General features: G+C 67.8%; 12 protein-coding genes. 5 read left to right on the top strand and 7 right to left on the bottom strand.

Features of this window, described 5'->3' with window-relative positions:
* The first annotated feature begins 84 nt into the window (after positions 1-84).
* Complete coding sequence (locus VF329_14860) at positions 85-2,598, top strand: hypothetical protein (GenBank protein HEX7082286.1); 2,514 nt, start codon at positions 85-87, stop codon at positions 2,596-2,598.
* A gap of 106 nt (positions 2,599-2,704) precedes the next feature.
* On the opposite strand, the gene VF329_14855 is transcribed toward VF329_14860, so the two are convergent.
* A complete protein-coding gene (locus VF329_14855) occupies positions 2,705-4,576 on the bottom strand; it encodes a metallophosphoesterase (GenBank protein HEX7082285.1) in 1,872 nt (623 codons plus the stop codon).
* A 230-nt stretch (positions 4,577-4,806) separates the two neighbouring features.
* On the opposite strand from VF329_14855, the gene VF329_14850 reads away from it, so the two are divergent.
* Entirely contained in the window at positions 4,807-6,204 is a 1,398-nt protein-coding gene (locus tag VF329_14850) for a PhoPQ-activated protein PqaA family protein (protein ID HEX7082284.1), read from the top strand.
* The gene (locus VF329_14845; GenBank protein HEX7082283.1) at positions 6,186-6,686 is read left to right on the top strand and encodes a DUF4168 domain-containing protein; all 501 of its coding nucleotides are present in this window, start codon (positions 6,186-6,188) and stop codon (positions 6,684-6,686) included. Before VF329_14850 ends, VF329_14845 begins: the two co-directional genes overlap by 19 nt.
* 121 nt (positions 6,687-6,807) lie before the next feature.
* On the opposite strand, the gene VF329_14840 is transcribed toward VF329_14845, so the two are convergent.
* Positions 6,808-8,097, bottom strand: coding sequence for a phospholipase D-like domain-containing protein (locus VF329_14840; GenBank protein HEX7082282.1), 1,290 nt, complete (start codon positions 8,095-8,097; stop codon positions 6,808-6,810).
* Positions 8,098-8,260: 163 nt separating this feature from the next.
* Here VF329_14840 and VF329_14835 point away from each other — a divergent pair, with 163 nt between their 5' ends.
* Both VF329_14835 and VF329_14830 read left to right on the top strand, forming a co-directional pair.
* Positions 8,261-9,085, top strand: a complete 825-nt coding sequence (locus VF329_14835) for an SDR family oxidoreductase (protein ID HEX7082281.1) — start codon at positions 8,261-8,263, stop codon at positions 9,083-9,085.
* A 7-nt stretch (positions 9,086-9,092) separates the two neighbouring features.
* The gene (locus VF329_14830; protein HEX7082280.1) at positions 9,093-9,581 is read left to right on the top strand and encodes a DUF4440 domain-containing protein; all 489 of its coding nucleotides are present in this window, start codon (positions 9,093-9,095) and stop codon (positions 9,579-9,581) included.
* Positions 9,582-9,748: 167 nt separating this feature from the next.
* Here the strand turns inward: VF329_14830 and VF329_14825 are convergent, their stop codons facing one another.
* The 5 genes from VF329_14825 to VF329_14805 form a co-directional block, all read right to left on the bottom strand.
* Positions 9,749-10,654, bottom strand: coding sequence for a copper resistance protein B (locus VF329_14825; protein HEX7082279.1), 906 nt, complete (start codon positions 10,652-10,654; stop codon positions 9,749-9,751).
* 11 nt (positions 10,655-10,665) lie between these two features.
* Positions 10,666-12,588: a copper resistance system multicopper oxidase gene (locus tag VF329_14820; protein HEX7082278.1), complete on the bottom strand. Its 1,923-nt coding sequence runs from the start codon at positions 12,586-12,588 to the stop codon at positions 10,666-10,668.
* Between the two features lie 186 nt (positions 12,589-12,774).
* A complete protein-coding gene (locus VF329_14815; protein HEX7082277.1) occupies positions 12,775-13,377 on the bottom strand; it encodes a hypothetical protein in 603 nt (200 codons plus the stop codon).
* Positions 13,378-13,511: 134 nt separating this feature from the next.
* Positions 13,512-14,891 (bottom strand): hypothetical protein, encoded by a 1,380-nt coding sequence (locus VF329_14810; protein HEX7082276.1) that lies wholly within the window; start codon positions 14,889-14,891, stop codon positions 13,512-13,514.
* A 197-nt stretch (positions 14,892-15,088) separates the two neighbouring features.
* The gene (locus VF329_14805) at positions 15,089-16,435 is read right to left on the bottom strand and encodes an NAD(P)/FAD-dependent oxidoreductase (protein HEX7082275.1); all 1,347 of its coding nucleotides are present in this window, start codon (positions 16,433-16,435) and stop codon (positions 15,089-15,091) included.
* Positions 16,436-16,607: the final 172 nt, after the last annotated feature.

The following is a 16,607-nucleotide window of genomic DNA, read 5'->3' as shown; positions in this document are numbered from 1 at the left end:
CACTCTCTTACCCATGGCGCGCCGGTCCGAGCGAGATACGGGGCGAGCAGCGGCGAAGCACGAAGGCGCTTTGGGGATGAGACGATGAACGCAGCGACGACGACCGGCTTCGAATCCTTGGCGGCGGAAACCGACGCGGCCGCCGCTCGGCGTGCTTCGAAGCGCTCGCTTTCCGAACGGGTTTTCGGTCTGTTCACGACCGTCCGGCCGGGAGAGGGGAAAAGCGCGGCGCTCTTCGCGGCCTACGCGTTGCTGCTGCTCGTCTGCTACTACGTCTTGAAGACGATCAGGGAGCCGCTGCTTCTCGCGGGCGGCTCGGCGGCGCTCAAGAGCTACGCTTGCGGTGCGATCGCGGCCGTCTTGCTCGTGGGCGTGCCGTTGTACAGCGGATTGGCCAAGCGCACCGCACCGCGCTTGCTCGTCCGCTGGATCACCCTGTTCTTCATGGCCAATCTCGGCCTCTTCTATCTGCTCGGTCGCAGCGGCGTCGACGTGAGCTTCGCCTACTACGTGTGGGTCGGGGTATTCGGCGTCACCATTCTCGCCCAACTCTGGGCGCACGCCGCTCATGCGTTCAACCTCGAGGCCGGCCAACGCCTTTTTCCCCTGATCATGGCCGGCGCCGCGGTCGGCGCGCTCGTCGGACCGCGGCTGAGCGGCGTGCTCTTTCCGTGGCTCGGCCCGTGGAACCTGATGCTGGTCGCGGTCGTTCTGCTCGCGATCACGCTGCCGCTCGTCGAGCGCAGCGCGAACGCGGTGCCTCCGCAGTCCGGCAGGCGGGAGCAAGCGCCGTCGGCCGCCGGTCGTGGCTCTGCTCACCTGCTCGACGGATTCACGCTCGTGCTCGGCAATCGCTACTTGCTGCTGCTCGCGCTGCTCGCCGTGCTGCTCAACTGCGTGAACACGACCGGCGAATACATATTGACCGAGCTCGTGATTCGCGACGCCGATCAACGGATCGCCGCCGATCCGGGACTCGACAAGGGCGATCTGATCGCGTCCTTCTACGGCAACTATTACATGGCCGTCAACGCGCTCGGCCTGCTGCTGCAAATGTGCTTGGTAGCGCGGATCTTTCGCTGGATCGGAGTTCAGGGAGCAATTCTGATCCTGCCGATCGTCGCCTTCATCGGTTACGGCCTGGCCGCTTTCCTGCCTATCTTCGGCATCATTCGCGCGGTTAAGATTGTCGAAAACAGCACCGAATACTCGATCATGAACACGGCTCGGCACGCTCTCTTTTTGCCGTTGCCGGCCAGGCATCAATACGAGGGCAAGACCGCGGTCGACACCTTCTTCTGGCGCCTGGGCGACCTCGTGCAGGCCGGCTGGATTTACGCGGGGCTCAATTGGCTCGGCTTCGGTTTTCGCGAATTTGCCGCAGTGAACATGCTCCTCGCATTGGTCTGGATCGTCGTGACCGTGCAAATCGGCAAACGCTACCCCGGCCGCCGGGCCGCGCCGCGGGCGGCCGCTATCGTTCGGCGATGGGCGGCAGTCGGCGCGACCGCTGTCGCGCTGGCCGTCGTTACGCTCTCGACGCCCGAGGACGCGTCCGCCCAGTCGACGATCACGGAGGCGGCGGCTACCGAGCCGCTGATCGCCGACTCGCAGCCCCTCGAGCGCGACGCGCTGTTCGCCGAAAGCGAACCTCTCGCGCTGGAGCTCGTGATGACCTCGAAGGCGCTGTGCCGCCGCACGACGCGGTCGGACTGCGCGGACGCGCCGGCTACGCTCGTCGTCAGCGACGGGCACGGTGCGGAGCGGCGCGTCGACGTTCGTCTGCGCGTGCGCGGCGTTTGGCGGAACGAGTCCGGCAATTGCGCCGTGCCGCCGCTGTTCGTGTTCTTTGCCGCCGGGGCTGAAGGCACGCCGTTCGAAGGCCAAACGATGCTGCCGCTGACGACTCACTGCCGCGAGAGCGCTGCCTATGAGCAGTACGTGCTGAAAGAGTACCTCGCGTATCGAATCTACAACCTGCTGACCGACAAGAGCCTGCGGGTTCGGCTCGCTCGAATCACCTATCGGGACGAGGGGCGGCGACGCAGCCGCGAGGTTCAGCGTTACGCCTTCTTTACCGAGCACTTCGATTCTCTTGCGAAGCGGCTGCACGCGACGTTGCAGCCGGAGGGCGAGCTCGATCCAGGCGAGACCGATGCTCGTGAGCTGGCCACCTTCGAGCTGTTTCAATACCTGATCGGGAACACGGACTGGTCCGCGATCGCGGGTCACAACGTCGCCGGCTTCGTCGACGCCGACGGGCTCGTGACGGCCGTACCGTACGACTTCGACTTCTCGGGCCTCGTCGACGCTTCCTACGCCGGGCCGTCGCCGAAGCTGCCGATCCGTTCGGTCACGGAGCGCTTGTATCGAGGTTTCTGCCATTCGGACCTCCAGTGGCAGCCGCTCTTCGAGCGCTTTCTAACCCGACAAACCGCGGTCTCCGAGCTCGTCGACGAGATTCCCGGGCTCGAAGATCGCGCCCGCGAAAAGGCGCAGGCGTATCTCGACGAGTTCTTCAGCGCGATCGGGTCATCCGAGGGAGAGGAGATCGTGCGCGCGTGCCGGCGCCTATCGGCACCGGATGCATCGCGTTGAAACGGTGCTGCGGCGCTTGGATCCGCTCCCTCTGCACGGGTGTCGCGAAGGACGACGCCCTTGCGTCGTCGAGGCGGTCCCGGCGCCCGGCAGACACGGCTGAAGGTCAACGGGTGGACGACGCCGCTTGCTCGAGCAGCGCATCGCGCCGCTCGAGCAAGGCTTCGATCTCGTCGGCGTCGATCCACTGCCCGATTGCCGATTCGAGCGTATTTCGATCGAGCGATGCGAGAGCAGCGCGAAGCGCCGGCGTCAGCTCGACCGAGCCTCGCCGCAGGCGCAGCCGGCCGGCGGCCCCGAAGGCCTCCGCGTGGTCGACGAGCTTCAGCACCGAAGATTCGCGACGGTAGAGGATGTTGTCTCCCGTCCGCCCCGTATTGGCGGTCAACAGGTCGAACACCCGCATGAGCTCGGCTTGGGGCTCGATGGGGCACCATCCGCCGAGCGGCGTTCGTTGCTCGATCCGTTCGGACTCGGTGATCGCGTCTCGATACACGAGCTGCAAGGCGCCGCGCTCCCCCTCGACCTCACGCTCGACCGTGGGCGGCACGAGATTCACACTGAGCAGGCGGTCGAGACGATAGGCCGCAAGCTCGCGGTCCGCCGCACGTCCCCGCGGATAAAAGAGGGCCTCGATGCTCTTGCCGTTGTGGAGCACCTGCACCCGGGTGGTCGCACGAAACCTCGCCCCGTCCTCGAGGGCCTTCACCGCTCCCTGCGAGAGCGTTTCGAGCACCTGCGCTTCCGTGAGGCCGTCCGCCTCGAGCCTCCCGCGCTCGAGCGGCACCGGCTCCTCGGCTCCAAGCTCCTGCACGAGCGTCCGCTCGCCGTCAATGACGAGCGCGGCGGGGCGGCCCGCGTAGTAAGCGGTCAACATCCCCGTATCGAGCATGATGAGCCGGCCGTCGTACAGCTCCCGCGGCCGGCGATCCTCCGTCGGCGTATGGCCGACCACGACGCGCGCCGCTTCCAGCCGATCGAGCGCCGCCGCGAGCACGGGCTCTTCCAGAAACGGATTGCAGTACACGGAGCCTCGGTACCAAAGCGGACCGTCGACGCCGAGCTCCGGCGCCTCCGCGAGGGCGAGGAACGCGTCGAGCAGATTCGCAAGCTCCGCGTCGGGCGGCGCGGCGTCGAACGCGGGGACATCGGGCGCCGGGGCTTCGGGCGCCGGCGGCAGGTTCCCGCGTGCCGCACGCGCGAGCTCCAGGTCCTGCCTGGGATCGAATGCGGGTAAGACTCCCGCTTCCACGAGGCGGGCCCGCAGACGCAGGTAGCGGCGAAGGTCGTCGCCGATCTGCTGATTCAGCGCCGCCGCTCCGGTGCTCGCCACGATCTCGGGCAGCCCGCCGTGAACGAACGCCGTGTCGTTGACGACGATCAGCGCGGGCAGCGTCAGCAGCCACGTCCCGTACCTGCCGTCGGCCCGAAAGGCGCGCTCGCGTGCAAAAAAGCCCGGCGGGTAAAGACGCTCGAAAGCGGCTCTCGCGTCGGCTTCGGAGCCGCCCGCCGCGCGGCGGTCGGCGAGGAAGCGCTCGTAGGCCGACGCACGCAAAGCCGGCGACTCTTCATCCGTAAACGCGGCATAATCGGCTTGCGAGACGTAGCGCAAATCTCCGGTCAGATTCATGAGCTCGTGGTTCCCGAGCAGGACGTGCACCGCGCCGCCTTGCTCCGCCGCGCGGCGTTGCAAGCGCATCAGCAAGTCCAGGACCTTCCGCGAGCCCGCGCCTCGATCGACCAGGTCGCCGAGCGTCACCAAGGTCGCATCGCCGCCGATCCAGTCGAGGTTCGCGTCGACGAGATCGGTCGCTTCGAGGAGCGCCACGAGCTCGGAGTACGCGCCGTGAATGTCCGGAACCACGACGATCTTGGAAGATCGGGACCAGCGCCACTCGGGCTGCGCCGACGCGGCGCCGCTGCACAGGAAAGCGAGCGCTGCGGCCGCGAGAACGATTTTCTTCCCGGGGAGAGTCATGCGATTCGCCTCGAGCCTCATCATAGAGCATCCTCGATGAATTCGGCGCGACGCTCGAGCTCGCGGACGACCGGTGCCTCGCTCGCGGACGCGCCGGTCATGCCGCGACCGCGCTCGAATGCCCTTGCAATGCGTGTCCGGTACCGAATGCACCGAACGCATGTCGGGCACCGTACGCATGTCCGGCACCGAATGCACGTGGATGGCATGCCGCTTGCACTGATTCGCTCATGAACAGAAATACCGCGGCTCTGGCACTGCTCGGTCTACTCGCCGGCGGCGTGCATGCGGAGCCGGACAGCCCGCCCGAGACCGCGCTCCGGGATTACGTCGAGGCGCCCGACCCGACCTTCAGCTGGCATGTGCAAGCGCGCTACCAGGCGCCGGGCGCCGAGGTCGTCGAGCTTCGTTTGCACTCGCAAACCTGGCGCGACGTGTTGTGGAAGCACCAGCTCTATCTCATCAGGCCCGACGACATCGATCCCGGAATTCGCCAGGGCATGCTCGTCATCGGCGGCGGCCGCTGGCGCGAAAGCTACGACACGAACACGGCTGCGGAGCTCCCCGAGGAGGCGCCGCTCTTCATCGGGATTGCCCAGGAGCTCGGCACGGTGGTCGCCGTTCTCGCCCAGGTGCCGTTCCAGCCGATGTTCGGATTGCGCGAGGACGATCTGATCGCGCACACGTTTCAGGAATTTCTCGAAACCGGCGACGCGGAGTGGCCCTTGTTGCTGCCGATGGTGAAGTCGGCCGTTCGCGCGATGGACGCCGTGCAGGCTTTCACGTCGACCGAGTGGAACCTCGGCATCGAGCGCTTCACGGTGCTGGGCGGCTCGAAGCGCGGCTGGACGACCTGGCTCACGGGCGCGGTCGAGCCGCGCGCGGCGACGCTCGTGCCGATCGTCATCGACGTCTTGAACTTCGAGGCCCACCTGCCTCACCAGGAGGCGATCTGGGGCGCGTTGTCGCAAGAGATCGCTCCTTATACGAGCCGAGGGCTCGATGACGTGCTCGGCACGGACCAGGGAGGCGCGCTGCGACGCATCGTCGACCCCTACAGCTATCGCCGCCAGCTCACGCAGCCGAAGCTCGTCGTCATCGCGACGAACGACGCCTATTTCCCGATCGACTCGCTGAATCTCTACTGGAACGGCCTGCCGGAGCCTAAACGGGTGCTCTACCTCCCGAACGACGGCCACGACATCGAGGATCTCGCGCGGCTGATCCCGGCGCTCGACGCGATGCATCGCAACGGCGAAGCGGACGAGCCGCTGCCGCGGCTCGAGTGGGAGTTCGAGAACGGGTCGGACGGCCTTCGCGTCTGCGTCACGGGCGACCCCGTTCCCGCCGCCGTCAGCGTTTGGACGGCGGCTTCCGAGGACACCGACTTCCGCGAGGAGCGGTTTTCGTCGCGGCCCGCGGAGCCGGCCGAGGACGGCGTCTTCGTCTTCGAGGACGCCGCTCCGATCGGCGGCTACAAGGCGATGTTCGCCGAGGCGGCGTTCGGCGAAGGAGACGCGCGATTCACGTTGTCGACGAGCGTGAGCCTGACCGGACCCGGCGGCGGGGCCCCGTTTCCGGAGACGGCCGCGGTCGGCGAGGAAGGCATTTGCCCCGAAGGCTCCTGATCGCGCTCGGGCGCCGCGAGCGCGTGGCACGCGACTTGCAGAGCCCGTTGCTCGTTCCAAATCAGGAGGTTCCGATGAGACGACTAGTGATGCCGTTGGCGGCCGGGGCGGCCCTCGCACTGACCTCGATCGCGGTCGGCCAGGAACCGGCGCCGCCGCCGCAGCAGCCGGCACCGCCGGCCGAGCAGCCGGCGCCGGACACACCCCCGGAGGGAGCAGCCGTGTCCGACGAGGATCTCGAGACCTTCGCCGACATCTACGTCGACCTCGAGGCGACGCTCAATAAGTTCGAAGAGGAGCTTGCCGCCGTCGAGACGGAACAGGAAGCGCAGGACGTTCAAGTCCGCATGCAGCAAGAAAGCTTCGATAAGATCGCGGAACGCGGCTGGACGCCCGAGAAGTACAACATGGTCGTGCAAGCCGTCAACGCGGACCCGCAGCTGTTGCAAAGGGCCCTCGAGCTGATCGAGGAGCGCTCCTGAGAGCCGACTGAGCTTGCGGCCGAAGCCGCGCACCGATTCCGTTCACGGAACAAGGCGGCGGCCGAAGCGAAACGGATTCAAAGCTAGGGCGGCCGGCGAGCGGCCGGCCGCCGCGCTGCCGTCATAGCTGCTCCTTCAGCAGGTACGACGTCCCGTCCAGCAGCCGATGGCCGATGCTGCGCCTCGACCACGAGTCGGTCGTGAGCTCGACGCAATCCTTCGCATCGCGCTCGAAGATCTGCTCGAGCCGCTCGGCGATCCTCGGATCGTCGAAGCCGAGCACGATCTCCTCGTTGATCTCGAAGGAGCGGTCGTCGAAGTTGCTCGAGCCGAAAGCGCACCACCGGCCGTCGACGACCATGACCTTCTGGTGCAGCAGCGTCTTCCGGTACTCGTAAAGCCGCACGCCTGCCGAGAGCAGCTTCGCGTAGTTCGAGTGGGCGGCGTGCTGCACGATCGCCAAGTCGGACGCGCCGCTCGACGGCGTCATCACGCGCACCTGCACACCGCGCTGGACGGCGTGGGCGAGCAGGTCGATGCCGTCGGAATCCGGAAGGAAGTACGGGTTCTGGATCGTGATCCGCTCCTGGGCACAGCAGATCGCGAGATGATGCAGAATCTTCACGCTCGACGCCGTACCCGACAGTCTGAGCCTCGCCACATGCACGGGCGTGTCGCCTTCCGGCTCGAGCGTCGGAAAAACATCCTCGCCGGCGAAAAGCTCGCCGGTCGTCACCACCCAGGTCTCGCTGAACGCGGACTGGAGCGCGTGCACGACGGGCCCGCGAAGGCGCGCCGAGATGTCGCGGAAATGCTCGGCGTCCTCGGCATCGCCGAGCCAGCTGTCGACGACGCAGTGTCCGCCGACGTACGCGAGCCGCCCATCCAGCACCGCGAGCTTGCGGTGGTCGCGGCTGTTCAGGCGGCCTAGCGAGCGCAGCCCGCCGGGGTGATATCGCGCCACAGTGCACCCCGAAGTGCGCAGGACGCGCTCCGCCTCCTCGCTCATGCCCTTGCCGCCGTTCGCGTCGACGAGCACACGCACGCGCACGCCGGCTCGGCTCCGGGCGGCGAGCGCTTCGACCAGGCGCCGCTCGATCTCCCCCGCCTTCCACAAAAACGTCTCGAAGTGAATCGACCGCTCTGCGGCCGCGATGTCGCGCAGCAGCGCGTCGAAGAAAGCGCCGTTCTCGACGAAGTCGACCGCGTTGCCGGGAACGATCTGGCCGTGCGTGAGCCCGACGATCGACGGCATCATTTCCGCGATCGGCGCATCGCTCTCGATGCGGTAATGCGGGTCGCGGCGATGCTTCAGCGACCACACGACGGCGATCAGAACGAGCGTGATCAGCAGGTGAAGCGCGAGTAGCCAATAGGGCACCGGCACGGCGCCGCTCAGGGTTTCGAGCATGGGCGGAGCTTCGACTCGGACCTGCCGCTTCGCGGCAAGATACGTGCCAGCGCGTGCTTCTCCGGGAGCCGGCGTCGAACGGCGACCCGTCGGGCTGAATCCGCTCGGGTTAGACTTTAGAATTCGCTTTCGCGGAAACACACCAGGCCGGGGAGAAAATCGAATGACCGTGAGGATGCCGAAAGCTTTTGCCGTGTCGGTCCTGGCCGCCGGCGCGATCCTGTGCGCGCCGGGCTCGTTCGCTGAGACGGTGCTGATCACCGGCTCGAATTCCGGCATCGGCCTCGAGTTCGCGAAGCAGTATGCGGCAAAAGGGTGGACCGTCATCGCCACGCATCGCCGGTCGTCGATACCGGACACGCTCGCCGAGCTTCAATCGAAGTACGACAACGTTCGGGTCGAGCGCTTGGACGTCACGAAGCCGGACCAGATCGCCGCGCTCGCCGAGAAGCTCGCCGATGTGCCGATCGACGTGCTGCTAAACAATGCCGGCGTATACAACGACCGCAGCGCCTGCGATTCCGAGGACTGCCCCGGCGACTGGAGCAATCAGACGTTCGGCAACCTCTACTTCCCGCTGTTGGACACGATCCTGGCCGTGAACGTCAAAGGGCCGCTGATGGTCTCGGAGGCGTTCATCGAGCACGTGAAGGCGAGCGAGCAGCGCAAGATCGTCGCGATCAGCTCCACGAACGGCTCGCTGACCGAGCCTCTCGCGGGCTCGGGCGCAATCTTCTACCGGGCGAGCAAGGCCGCGCTGAACCGCGCGATGCAGCTCGTCGCACGCGAGGAAAAGGACGACGGCGTCACCGTCGTCATGCTGAACCCCGGTCCCGTGCTGACCGAGCGCCAATCGTACCTCGAGGGCTATCCCGGCATGATCGAGACGGATGTGAGCGTGCGCGGCATGATCGAGACGATCGAGAAGGCAACCCTCGAGGACAGCGGCCGTTTCTTCAACCACGACGGCACTATCGCACCGTGGTAGCGCCGGCGTGAAAAGGGCCGGGAAGCTCGCGGCGGCGTCCGCCGTCGCTGTCCTCGCGGCGGCCTGCGGCGGGAACGGCGGCTCCTCGCCGCCGTCCGATGCCGATCTCGCGGCGATCGCCGACTTCAATGCCCGCTATCTCGCGGCGATCAACGCCGGCGACAGCGCCGCTCTGAGCGCGCTCACCACCGAGGACCACATCATGCTGCCGCCGAACCGACCGCCGATCGTCGGCAAGGCGGCGAACGACGCGGCGAACGCGCGCCTCTTCGAGCAATTCGACATCGACGAGACCTGGAGGCCGGCCGAAACGGAAGTCGCGGGCGATTGGGCGTACCAACGCGGCACGTTCACGGTCGTGGCCACGCCGAAGGCCGGCGGGCCGTCCCGTACGACCACGGGCAACTTCCTGCGCATCTACCGCCGGCAGTCCGACGGCAGCTGGCGGATGATCCGGGACATGTTCAACACCGACGGAGCGTCGAGCACGAACTGAAGCCTCTGCCCGAGCCCGCCTCGTGCTGCGGTCACTCCGGTGAAAACAGCGCCGTCATCGCGGCCGTGGCCACGAGCACGCCCGCGAGGATGATCCACCACTCTCCATTCGATCGAGTAATGCCCGTGCGCGAGCGCAGGGAGAGCGAGCGTGAAGTCGGTCTCCGATCAAAACCACAGGCGAATGCCGGCCACGAATCGAGTCTCGCTCGGGTCTTCGCCGGCCGCGCGCGCGAGGTCGGCGGTGTCTCCGAGCTTCTTCTCTCTCATGAGCCCGACGTACGGCGCGATCTCGCGCCGAAACTCGTAGCGCAGCCGCAGGCCGGCCTCGGCGCTCGCGAGCCCCGAGCCGATTCCCCGGGACGAATCGTCGTCGCCGTACCAGTTCAGCTCGAGAAGCGGCTGGAGCACGAGCCGATTCGTGATCAGCAGCTCGTGCTGCGCCTCGACTCGTGCCGCCGTGCGCCCGCCTTCGCCGAGATACGCCGTGGCCTCGAGCTCGAATCGATACGGCGCGAGGCCCTGCACACCGAATGCCATCCAATTCTCGCCGGGTCCGGGCTCGAAATCGCGGCGAACGCCGGCCACGACGTCCCACCAGGGCGCGAACGCTCGTCCCCAGAGCAGCTCGAGCTCCGCATGCTCGGTGTCGCCGGACCGCCGCTGCCCTTCGCTTCGAATCCAAAGGCGGCGCAGGCTGCGCCCGGCCCACGCCGAAAGCTCGAAGCTTCCGATCTCGCCGTCGTCCGCGTCCCGCACCTCGAGCTGATCGAGCAGAACGAAGGTATTGAAGGGCTCCTCGAGCATCATGTCCGGCTCGATCGGCCCGAGATCGGGGAACGCGGCCTCGAGGTCCGCGGACGTCGCGGGAGGGTAGCGCGTGCTCGACGGCGGCGTGCCGTGCGGCTGATCGCCGGCGCCGTGAACGTGTTGAGCGGTGGCCGCGAGCGGCGCCGCCACCGCGGCGACCCCGACCGCGACCGCGGCGACGAAAGCTCCGCGGCGCTCGCCGGTCTCTTCTTGCCTGCCGCGGCCTTGCTTCGCGCGGCGCAAGATCGTGTCGGCGGATTTCATCGTGACTCCTCCTACACGTCCACGCGCACGACGCGGAACATGCCGGCCTCCATGTGATACAGCAGATGGCAGTGGTACGCCCAGCGTCCGAGCGCGTCGGCCGTGACCCGATACGAGCGCCTCGTGCCCGGCGGCATGCTGACCGTGTGCTTGCGCAAGTGAAAGGCGCCCTCCTCGTCCTCGAGGTCGCTCCACATGCCGTGAAGATGAATCGGGTGCTCCATCATCGTGTCGTTGACGAGCACGATGCGCAGGCGCTCGCCGTAACGAAGCGGCACCTCCTCCGCGCGCGAGAACGGTACGCCGTCGAACGACCACATGTAGCGCCCCATGTGCCCGGTCAGGTGCAGCTCGATCGTTCGGCCGGGATCGCGTCCGTCCGGATCCGCTTGCAGCGTCCGCAAGTCGGCGTACGTCAGCACGCGCCGGCCGTTGCCGCGCAAGCCGACGCCCGGATCGTCGAGGCGCGGCGCGGGCGACGTCGTTTGCATGTCGACACCGGGGTTGCCGCTCTCGCTGGCCGGATGGCGCTGAACGGACGCAGCCGCGGCCGTGCTCGCATCGAGCGGCGGCACTGCATTTGCCGACGCGGCGTGCCCCTCGTGCGCACCGGGCGCACCGCTCTGCGCGGCGGCGGTCTCTTCGTGGTCGCCGTGCGCGCCCGCGGTTCCCGAGTGACCGGTGTGCGCACTCGGGGTCGCGGTCGGCGCGCCCGAGGTCCCGGCATGGCCGGCGTGGCCGCCGTCGGCGCCTGCGTCGGTCGAATGCGCGGCGTGGCCGGCGTGGCCCATGTCCGCCATCGTCAGGTACACGACCTCGTCGAGCGCGGGCACCGGCGCGTCGAGGCCTTCGCGCACGGCCAGCGTGCCGCGCGCATAGCCCGCGCGGTCCATCGACTGCGCAAAGATCGTGAACGCGTCCGCGCCCCGCGGCTCGACGATCACGTCGAGCGTCTCGGCGACGCCGATCCGGAACTCGTCGACCGTCACGGGATGCACGTTCTGCCCGTCCGCGGCGACGACCGTCATCGGCAGCCCCGGGATTCGCACGTCGAAGTACGTCATGGCCGAGCCGTTGATGAAGCGCAGCCGCACGCGTTCGCCCGGCCGGAACGTCCCGGTCCAGTTGCCCGCCGGAGGTCGGCCGTTCACGAGAAACGTATAGCCGTAGCCGCCCACATCGGCGAGATCCGCCGGCGACATCCGCATCCGCCCCCAGGCGAGCCGCTCGCGAAGCGCCGCGCCGAAGCCTCCTTCCCTGGCGTCCGCCACGAAGTCGCCGAGCGTAGGGCGGTTGAAGTTGAAGTAATGGGACTGCTTCTTCAGGAGCTTGTAGAGGTCGAGCGGATCGCGGTCGGTCCAGTCGGAAAGCATCACGACGTGCTCGCGATCGTAGCGGAAGGGCTCCGGCTCCAAAGGATCGATGACGATCGGGCCGTAAAGCCCCACCTGCTCCTGAAAGCCCGAGTGGCTGTGGTACCAGTATGTCCCGCTCTGCCGGACCTGGAACCGATAGACGTACGACTCGCCCGGGGCGATGCCGCGAAAGCTCAATCCCGGGACGCCGTCCATGTTCGCCGGCAGCACGATGCCGTGCCAATGGATCGAGGTCGGCTCCGGAAGCCGGTTGTGCACCCGAATCGATACCGTGTCGCCTTCGCGCCATCGCAGCAGCGGGGCCGGCAGCGAGCCGTTCACGAGCACGGCGGTGCCCGGCTGCCCGGTGAAGTTCACGGGATGCCGATCCACCGTCAGCTCGATCGAGCTTCCGGCGAGCGGCGCCGCGAGCGCGGAACGTGTCAGGGCCGACAACGGAAGGACCAGGCCGGTGCCGGCGAGCACGCCGCCCGCGGCAAGGCCTTCGAGAAATCGCCGCCGCCGCATGTCTACGGCGCGCTCGACGAGACTCGAGAATGAGTCGGTTTTGGCGGGCATCGTCTTGCGTCCCCATGGGGCTCGGCCGCGGTTTTATGCGGTCGAGCAGAAATCGCTGAGAGCGCGGGATCGATCGCCGCGAGCCGGTTCGAGGCGGGCGGCGTGACGCGCGAGCGGCTCGGCCCGGATTCCTCGCCGGCGGCATGCCGGCGCGGCCGCCCGGGCCGCGAGCTCAGGGAAGTCGATTCAATTCAGGAAGACGCAGTAGCGGACGTTGAGCGGGACCGGCGGCGCCGGTCCTCCGTCGCGGAAGGCTTCCCGGCAACGAACGACGCCCGGCGGTGCGGGCGACGGGGCCGCGGCGATCGCGATCGGAATCAGGTGCTGTAGATCGATCTGGCCGGGCTCGCCGCCCATGAGGTCGGCCGTTTGCAGAGAGGTGGCACATGCGACGTGCGTGTCGTCAGCCGGGGCCGGCGACGGCGGGCAGTGCGGGCAGTGGCCGTGATCGTGCCCCGTCTCGTCGTGAGCGGGTCTTGCGGGGGGCATGTGCCCGGCATGGCCGGCATGGCTTGCCGACGTCCGATGGCGCTCCTCGGCCGTCGGCGCGGGCTGCGAAAGCGCACTGGCGAATTGCGAGTGCGCGTGTCGGCTGCCGCCGAAGCCTCCGTCGGCGTGGTCGTCGTCGCGGGCCCTCGCCGCCGGCGATTCCGCGGCCGCGCGCGCCTTGCCGATGCCCATGCCCACGCAGGGCGTGGCCGAAGCGCCGAGCCACGCGAGCGCGAGCAGCGGCGTCAGCAAGCCTGACGCGATGCGTTTGCGCTTTCGGAGGTGCTCCAGCGCCGTCATCGGTTCGTGTCCGCGGGATCCAGACCGCACTCTAGCAAGCCGGCGCCGCCGGTGCGACGCCGACATGTGCAGCCTCCAGGCGAGGGCCCGCCAGGCCGCGCCGGCTAAGGATGAGCCTTCCTATGATTGGAAGGTCAATGCCGAGCAGGCGTCGCGACGGGCTGGGCCTCGGCCTCCGCCGTCGGCTCGGCCCAGGGAACGGCCGCCCCGTCGGCTCCGGGAAGGGCCGGCGCCGGGTCTTCGGGCTCGACCGGCGTTTCGGCCTCCGTATAGATCTCGACGTCCTCGGGCCCGAAGCCGGCCTCGCTCCGGAAAAGCCGCCGCAGCAGCGTCCGCCACTCGGCGTACTGCGCTTCGGCGGTGCCCGTCAGACGATGCACGACGCCGCCGATCGCCACGACCATCGGCGCGACGTCGTCGTCGAAGCTCGACGAGAGCTCCTCGAGCGCCTCCGCATGGATGCGGCTCTCCTGCAGGCGCATGGCGCTCATGTCCAGCATGCCCGTGCTCATCATCATCAGCCCGTCGCGCACGGCGCGATGCGAGAAGCTGTTCATATCCCCGCCGCCGTTCATGATCGAAGCGATGGACATGGCCATCATCGTGAGGCCGAGCGCCTTGCGCCATCGGGCGCCGCGCAGCGATTCGCGTACTGCGATCGCCTCTTCCCGCGCGTACTCGCGCCAACCGTCGTACGAGGGCGTCACCTGTTGCGCGAATCCGTCATAGTGACCGTTCAACGTTTCGAGGAAAAAGCGCTCTCGCTGCCGCGCTTGTTGCGTGCGCACGAACATCGGGTCGCCGACCGCCGGGAGTCGTCGCAGCTCGTAGGTTCCGTCGTCGCTCGAAGCGACGTAGCGGCCGAACTGTCCGGGGACCAGATCCGCGGCGTACCGCAGCGCCGAAATCGTCCGGATCTCGCGCGCCGTTCCGTCGCCGAGCCGCGCGCGCGCAGCGGCGAGATCGTTCGCGATGGAATTGAACAAGTCCTGATAGGGATCAAGGTTCGGGAATCGCTGGCGGTTGTACACGCCGCTCGCCGTCTCGAGCTCGTACGGTCGGTCGATCCACACGCGCCCCGCGGCATCCACCGCTTTGACCTCGACCTGAACCACGTCGCCGTCGGATTGAAGTATGCGCGCGGTGACGTTCAAGTCGGCCGCCGTGGAGGGCTTCGGCGTGACCCACACCGAGCCCCAGTGGCCGCTCCGTTGCAGAGTGTCGCGTAATTGCACCGCCATGTGCACGGCTTCGGTGCGGCGAATGTTCACGAACGTGCCCTCTTCGAGCAGCTCCTCGAGCACGTCCTTCGAGATTCGGCCTTCGGGGACACCAGGATCGAAGACCGCGACGCCCACGTCGAGGAGCTCCTCTTCGGGAATCGTGTGGCGCGCCGGCACCAGGTCGACGGCATGCGCGACGAGTACCTCCGACGTGGAGCATGCCGACAGGGCGCCGATGACCGGCACGAGCAGAAGCTGCAGGCCGCGCATCGAAACCTCCCAGACCGTCACTGATCTATCTCGCGTGCGCCGGCGGCCCTCCCCGTCGCCTCCTCGCTCCGAGCCGAGTTGCACCGGCGAGCAATCACGTCCCCTGCAAAAAAGGTACCGTCCCGAGACGGAACGCAAATGGGAGCGACGGAGCCGGCGCGCCCCGTCCTCGATCGCACAATTTGGAGAGAGATTTCGCTTTCGCGAGCGGCGAAAGCTCAGAGCATGTGCGCGATATCGGATGCCGCGGTGGGATAGCCGAACATCGTCGCACGCAGCTGGGCGGCGGTGAGCCCGTTGCGAATGGCGAGGGCGAACACGTTGATCAGCTCGTCGGCGTGCGGTCCGACGAGGTGCGCGCCGAGAATGCAGTCGGTATCGCTATCGATCAGCACCTTGAAGCCGTAGACCGGCTCGCCGGCCTGGCGCGCCGTGTACCACTCCGACGCACGGGCGCTTCGAGCTCGGCAGGTGCGGCCTTGCTTGCGCGCCTCCTCTTCACCGAGGCCGACGGCCGCAATCGGGGGGACCGTGAACGCCACGCTCGGAATGCCGGAATAGTCGACGCGCGTGCGATTGCCGTGAACCAGGTTCTCGGCCACGACCTCGCCGTCGCGGCTCGACACGGGCGTCAGCGGCGGCCCCTTCTGCGCGGCGTCGCCGGCGGCATACACCGTCGGGTTCGACGTGCTTTGAAGATATTCGTTGAGCTCGAGGCGGCCGTTCCTCACCGACACCCCGGCCCGCTCGGGATGCAGCTCCCCGAGCGCCGGCACGCGCCCTGCCGCGTGAACCACGAGATCCGCGTCCACGTGTCCGCCCCCACCTTCTTCGACATGCACGCGGAACCCGCCGCCCGGCAGGCTCTCGATGGCCGTGACCTCGGCCTTCGTTCGCACCTCGATTCCGAGCCGATCGAACTTCTCCATCAGCCAGTCGACGAGATCGGGGTCGAACGTCTTCAGCATCCGCTCGCCTCGGTGCACGATCGTGACCTTCGCGCCGGCGATCGCCGCGACGTGCGAGAACTCGGCCGCGATGTAGCCTCCGCCGACGAGCACGATCCTCGGCGGCAACCGACGGAGCGCGAAAAACTCCTCGTTCGTGATCAGATGCTCTTCGCCGGGGATGCCGAGCCTCGCAGGCTCCGCTCCGCTCGCGATCACGACGTGCTCGGCTTCGAGCACCGTGCCGTCGACGTCGACGACGTTGCGTGCGGTGAAGCGCGCCCGGCCGCGAAATGCGTCGATGCCGGCTTCCCGATAGCGGCGCTCACGCTGCGCGGGTACGGTCTCGATCTCCCGGCGCTCGAACGCGATCAACGCCGGCCAGTCGATCCGAAGCTCGCCCCGCACTCCGCGCGCACTCATCCTCCGCGCGACGTCCACCGCCTCCGCAGCGCCGACGAGCAGCTTCTTCGGGTCGCAGCCGCGGAGCGCGCACGTCCCGGCGAACGGCCGGAAGTCGACGATCGCGACGCTCCAACCGATCTCGCGAACGCGCGCGGCAACGGTCGTCGCCGCGCTTCCGGTGCCGATGACGACCAGCCGATAGCGTCTCGCCATTGTCGAGAGCTGCGATGCGGAAAAGGACCTTTCGGAGCAAGTTCCATGCCGTGGCCAGGGCAGGAACCGCGGGGGGCTACTCGAAGACCGATATGGCGGGCGTTCTTCGAACGGGGCGCCGAGCCTCGAGAACTGCGATCAACGCCGCGCGGTGTCTCCGCGGCGAGGATCG

The sequence above is a fragment of the Gammaproteobacteria bacterium genome (genome assembly GCA_036381015.1).
Classification (GTDB): domain Bacteria; phylum Pseudomonadota; class Gammaproteobacteria; order Steroidobacterales; family Rariloculaceae; genus ZC4RG20.
Note: the sequence above shows the minus strand (reverse complement) of the source record. Positions and strands in the feature narration are given on the sequence as shown.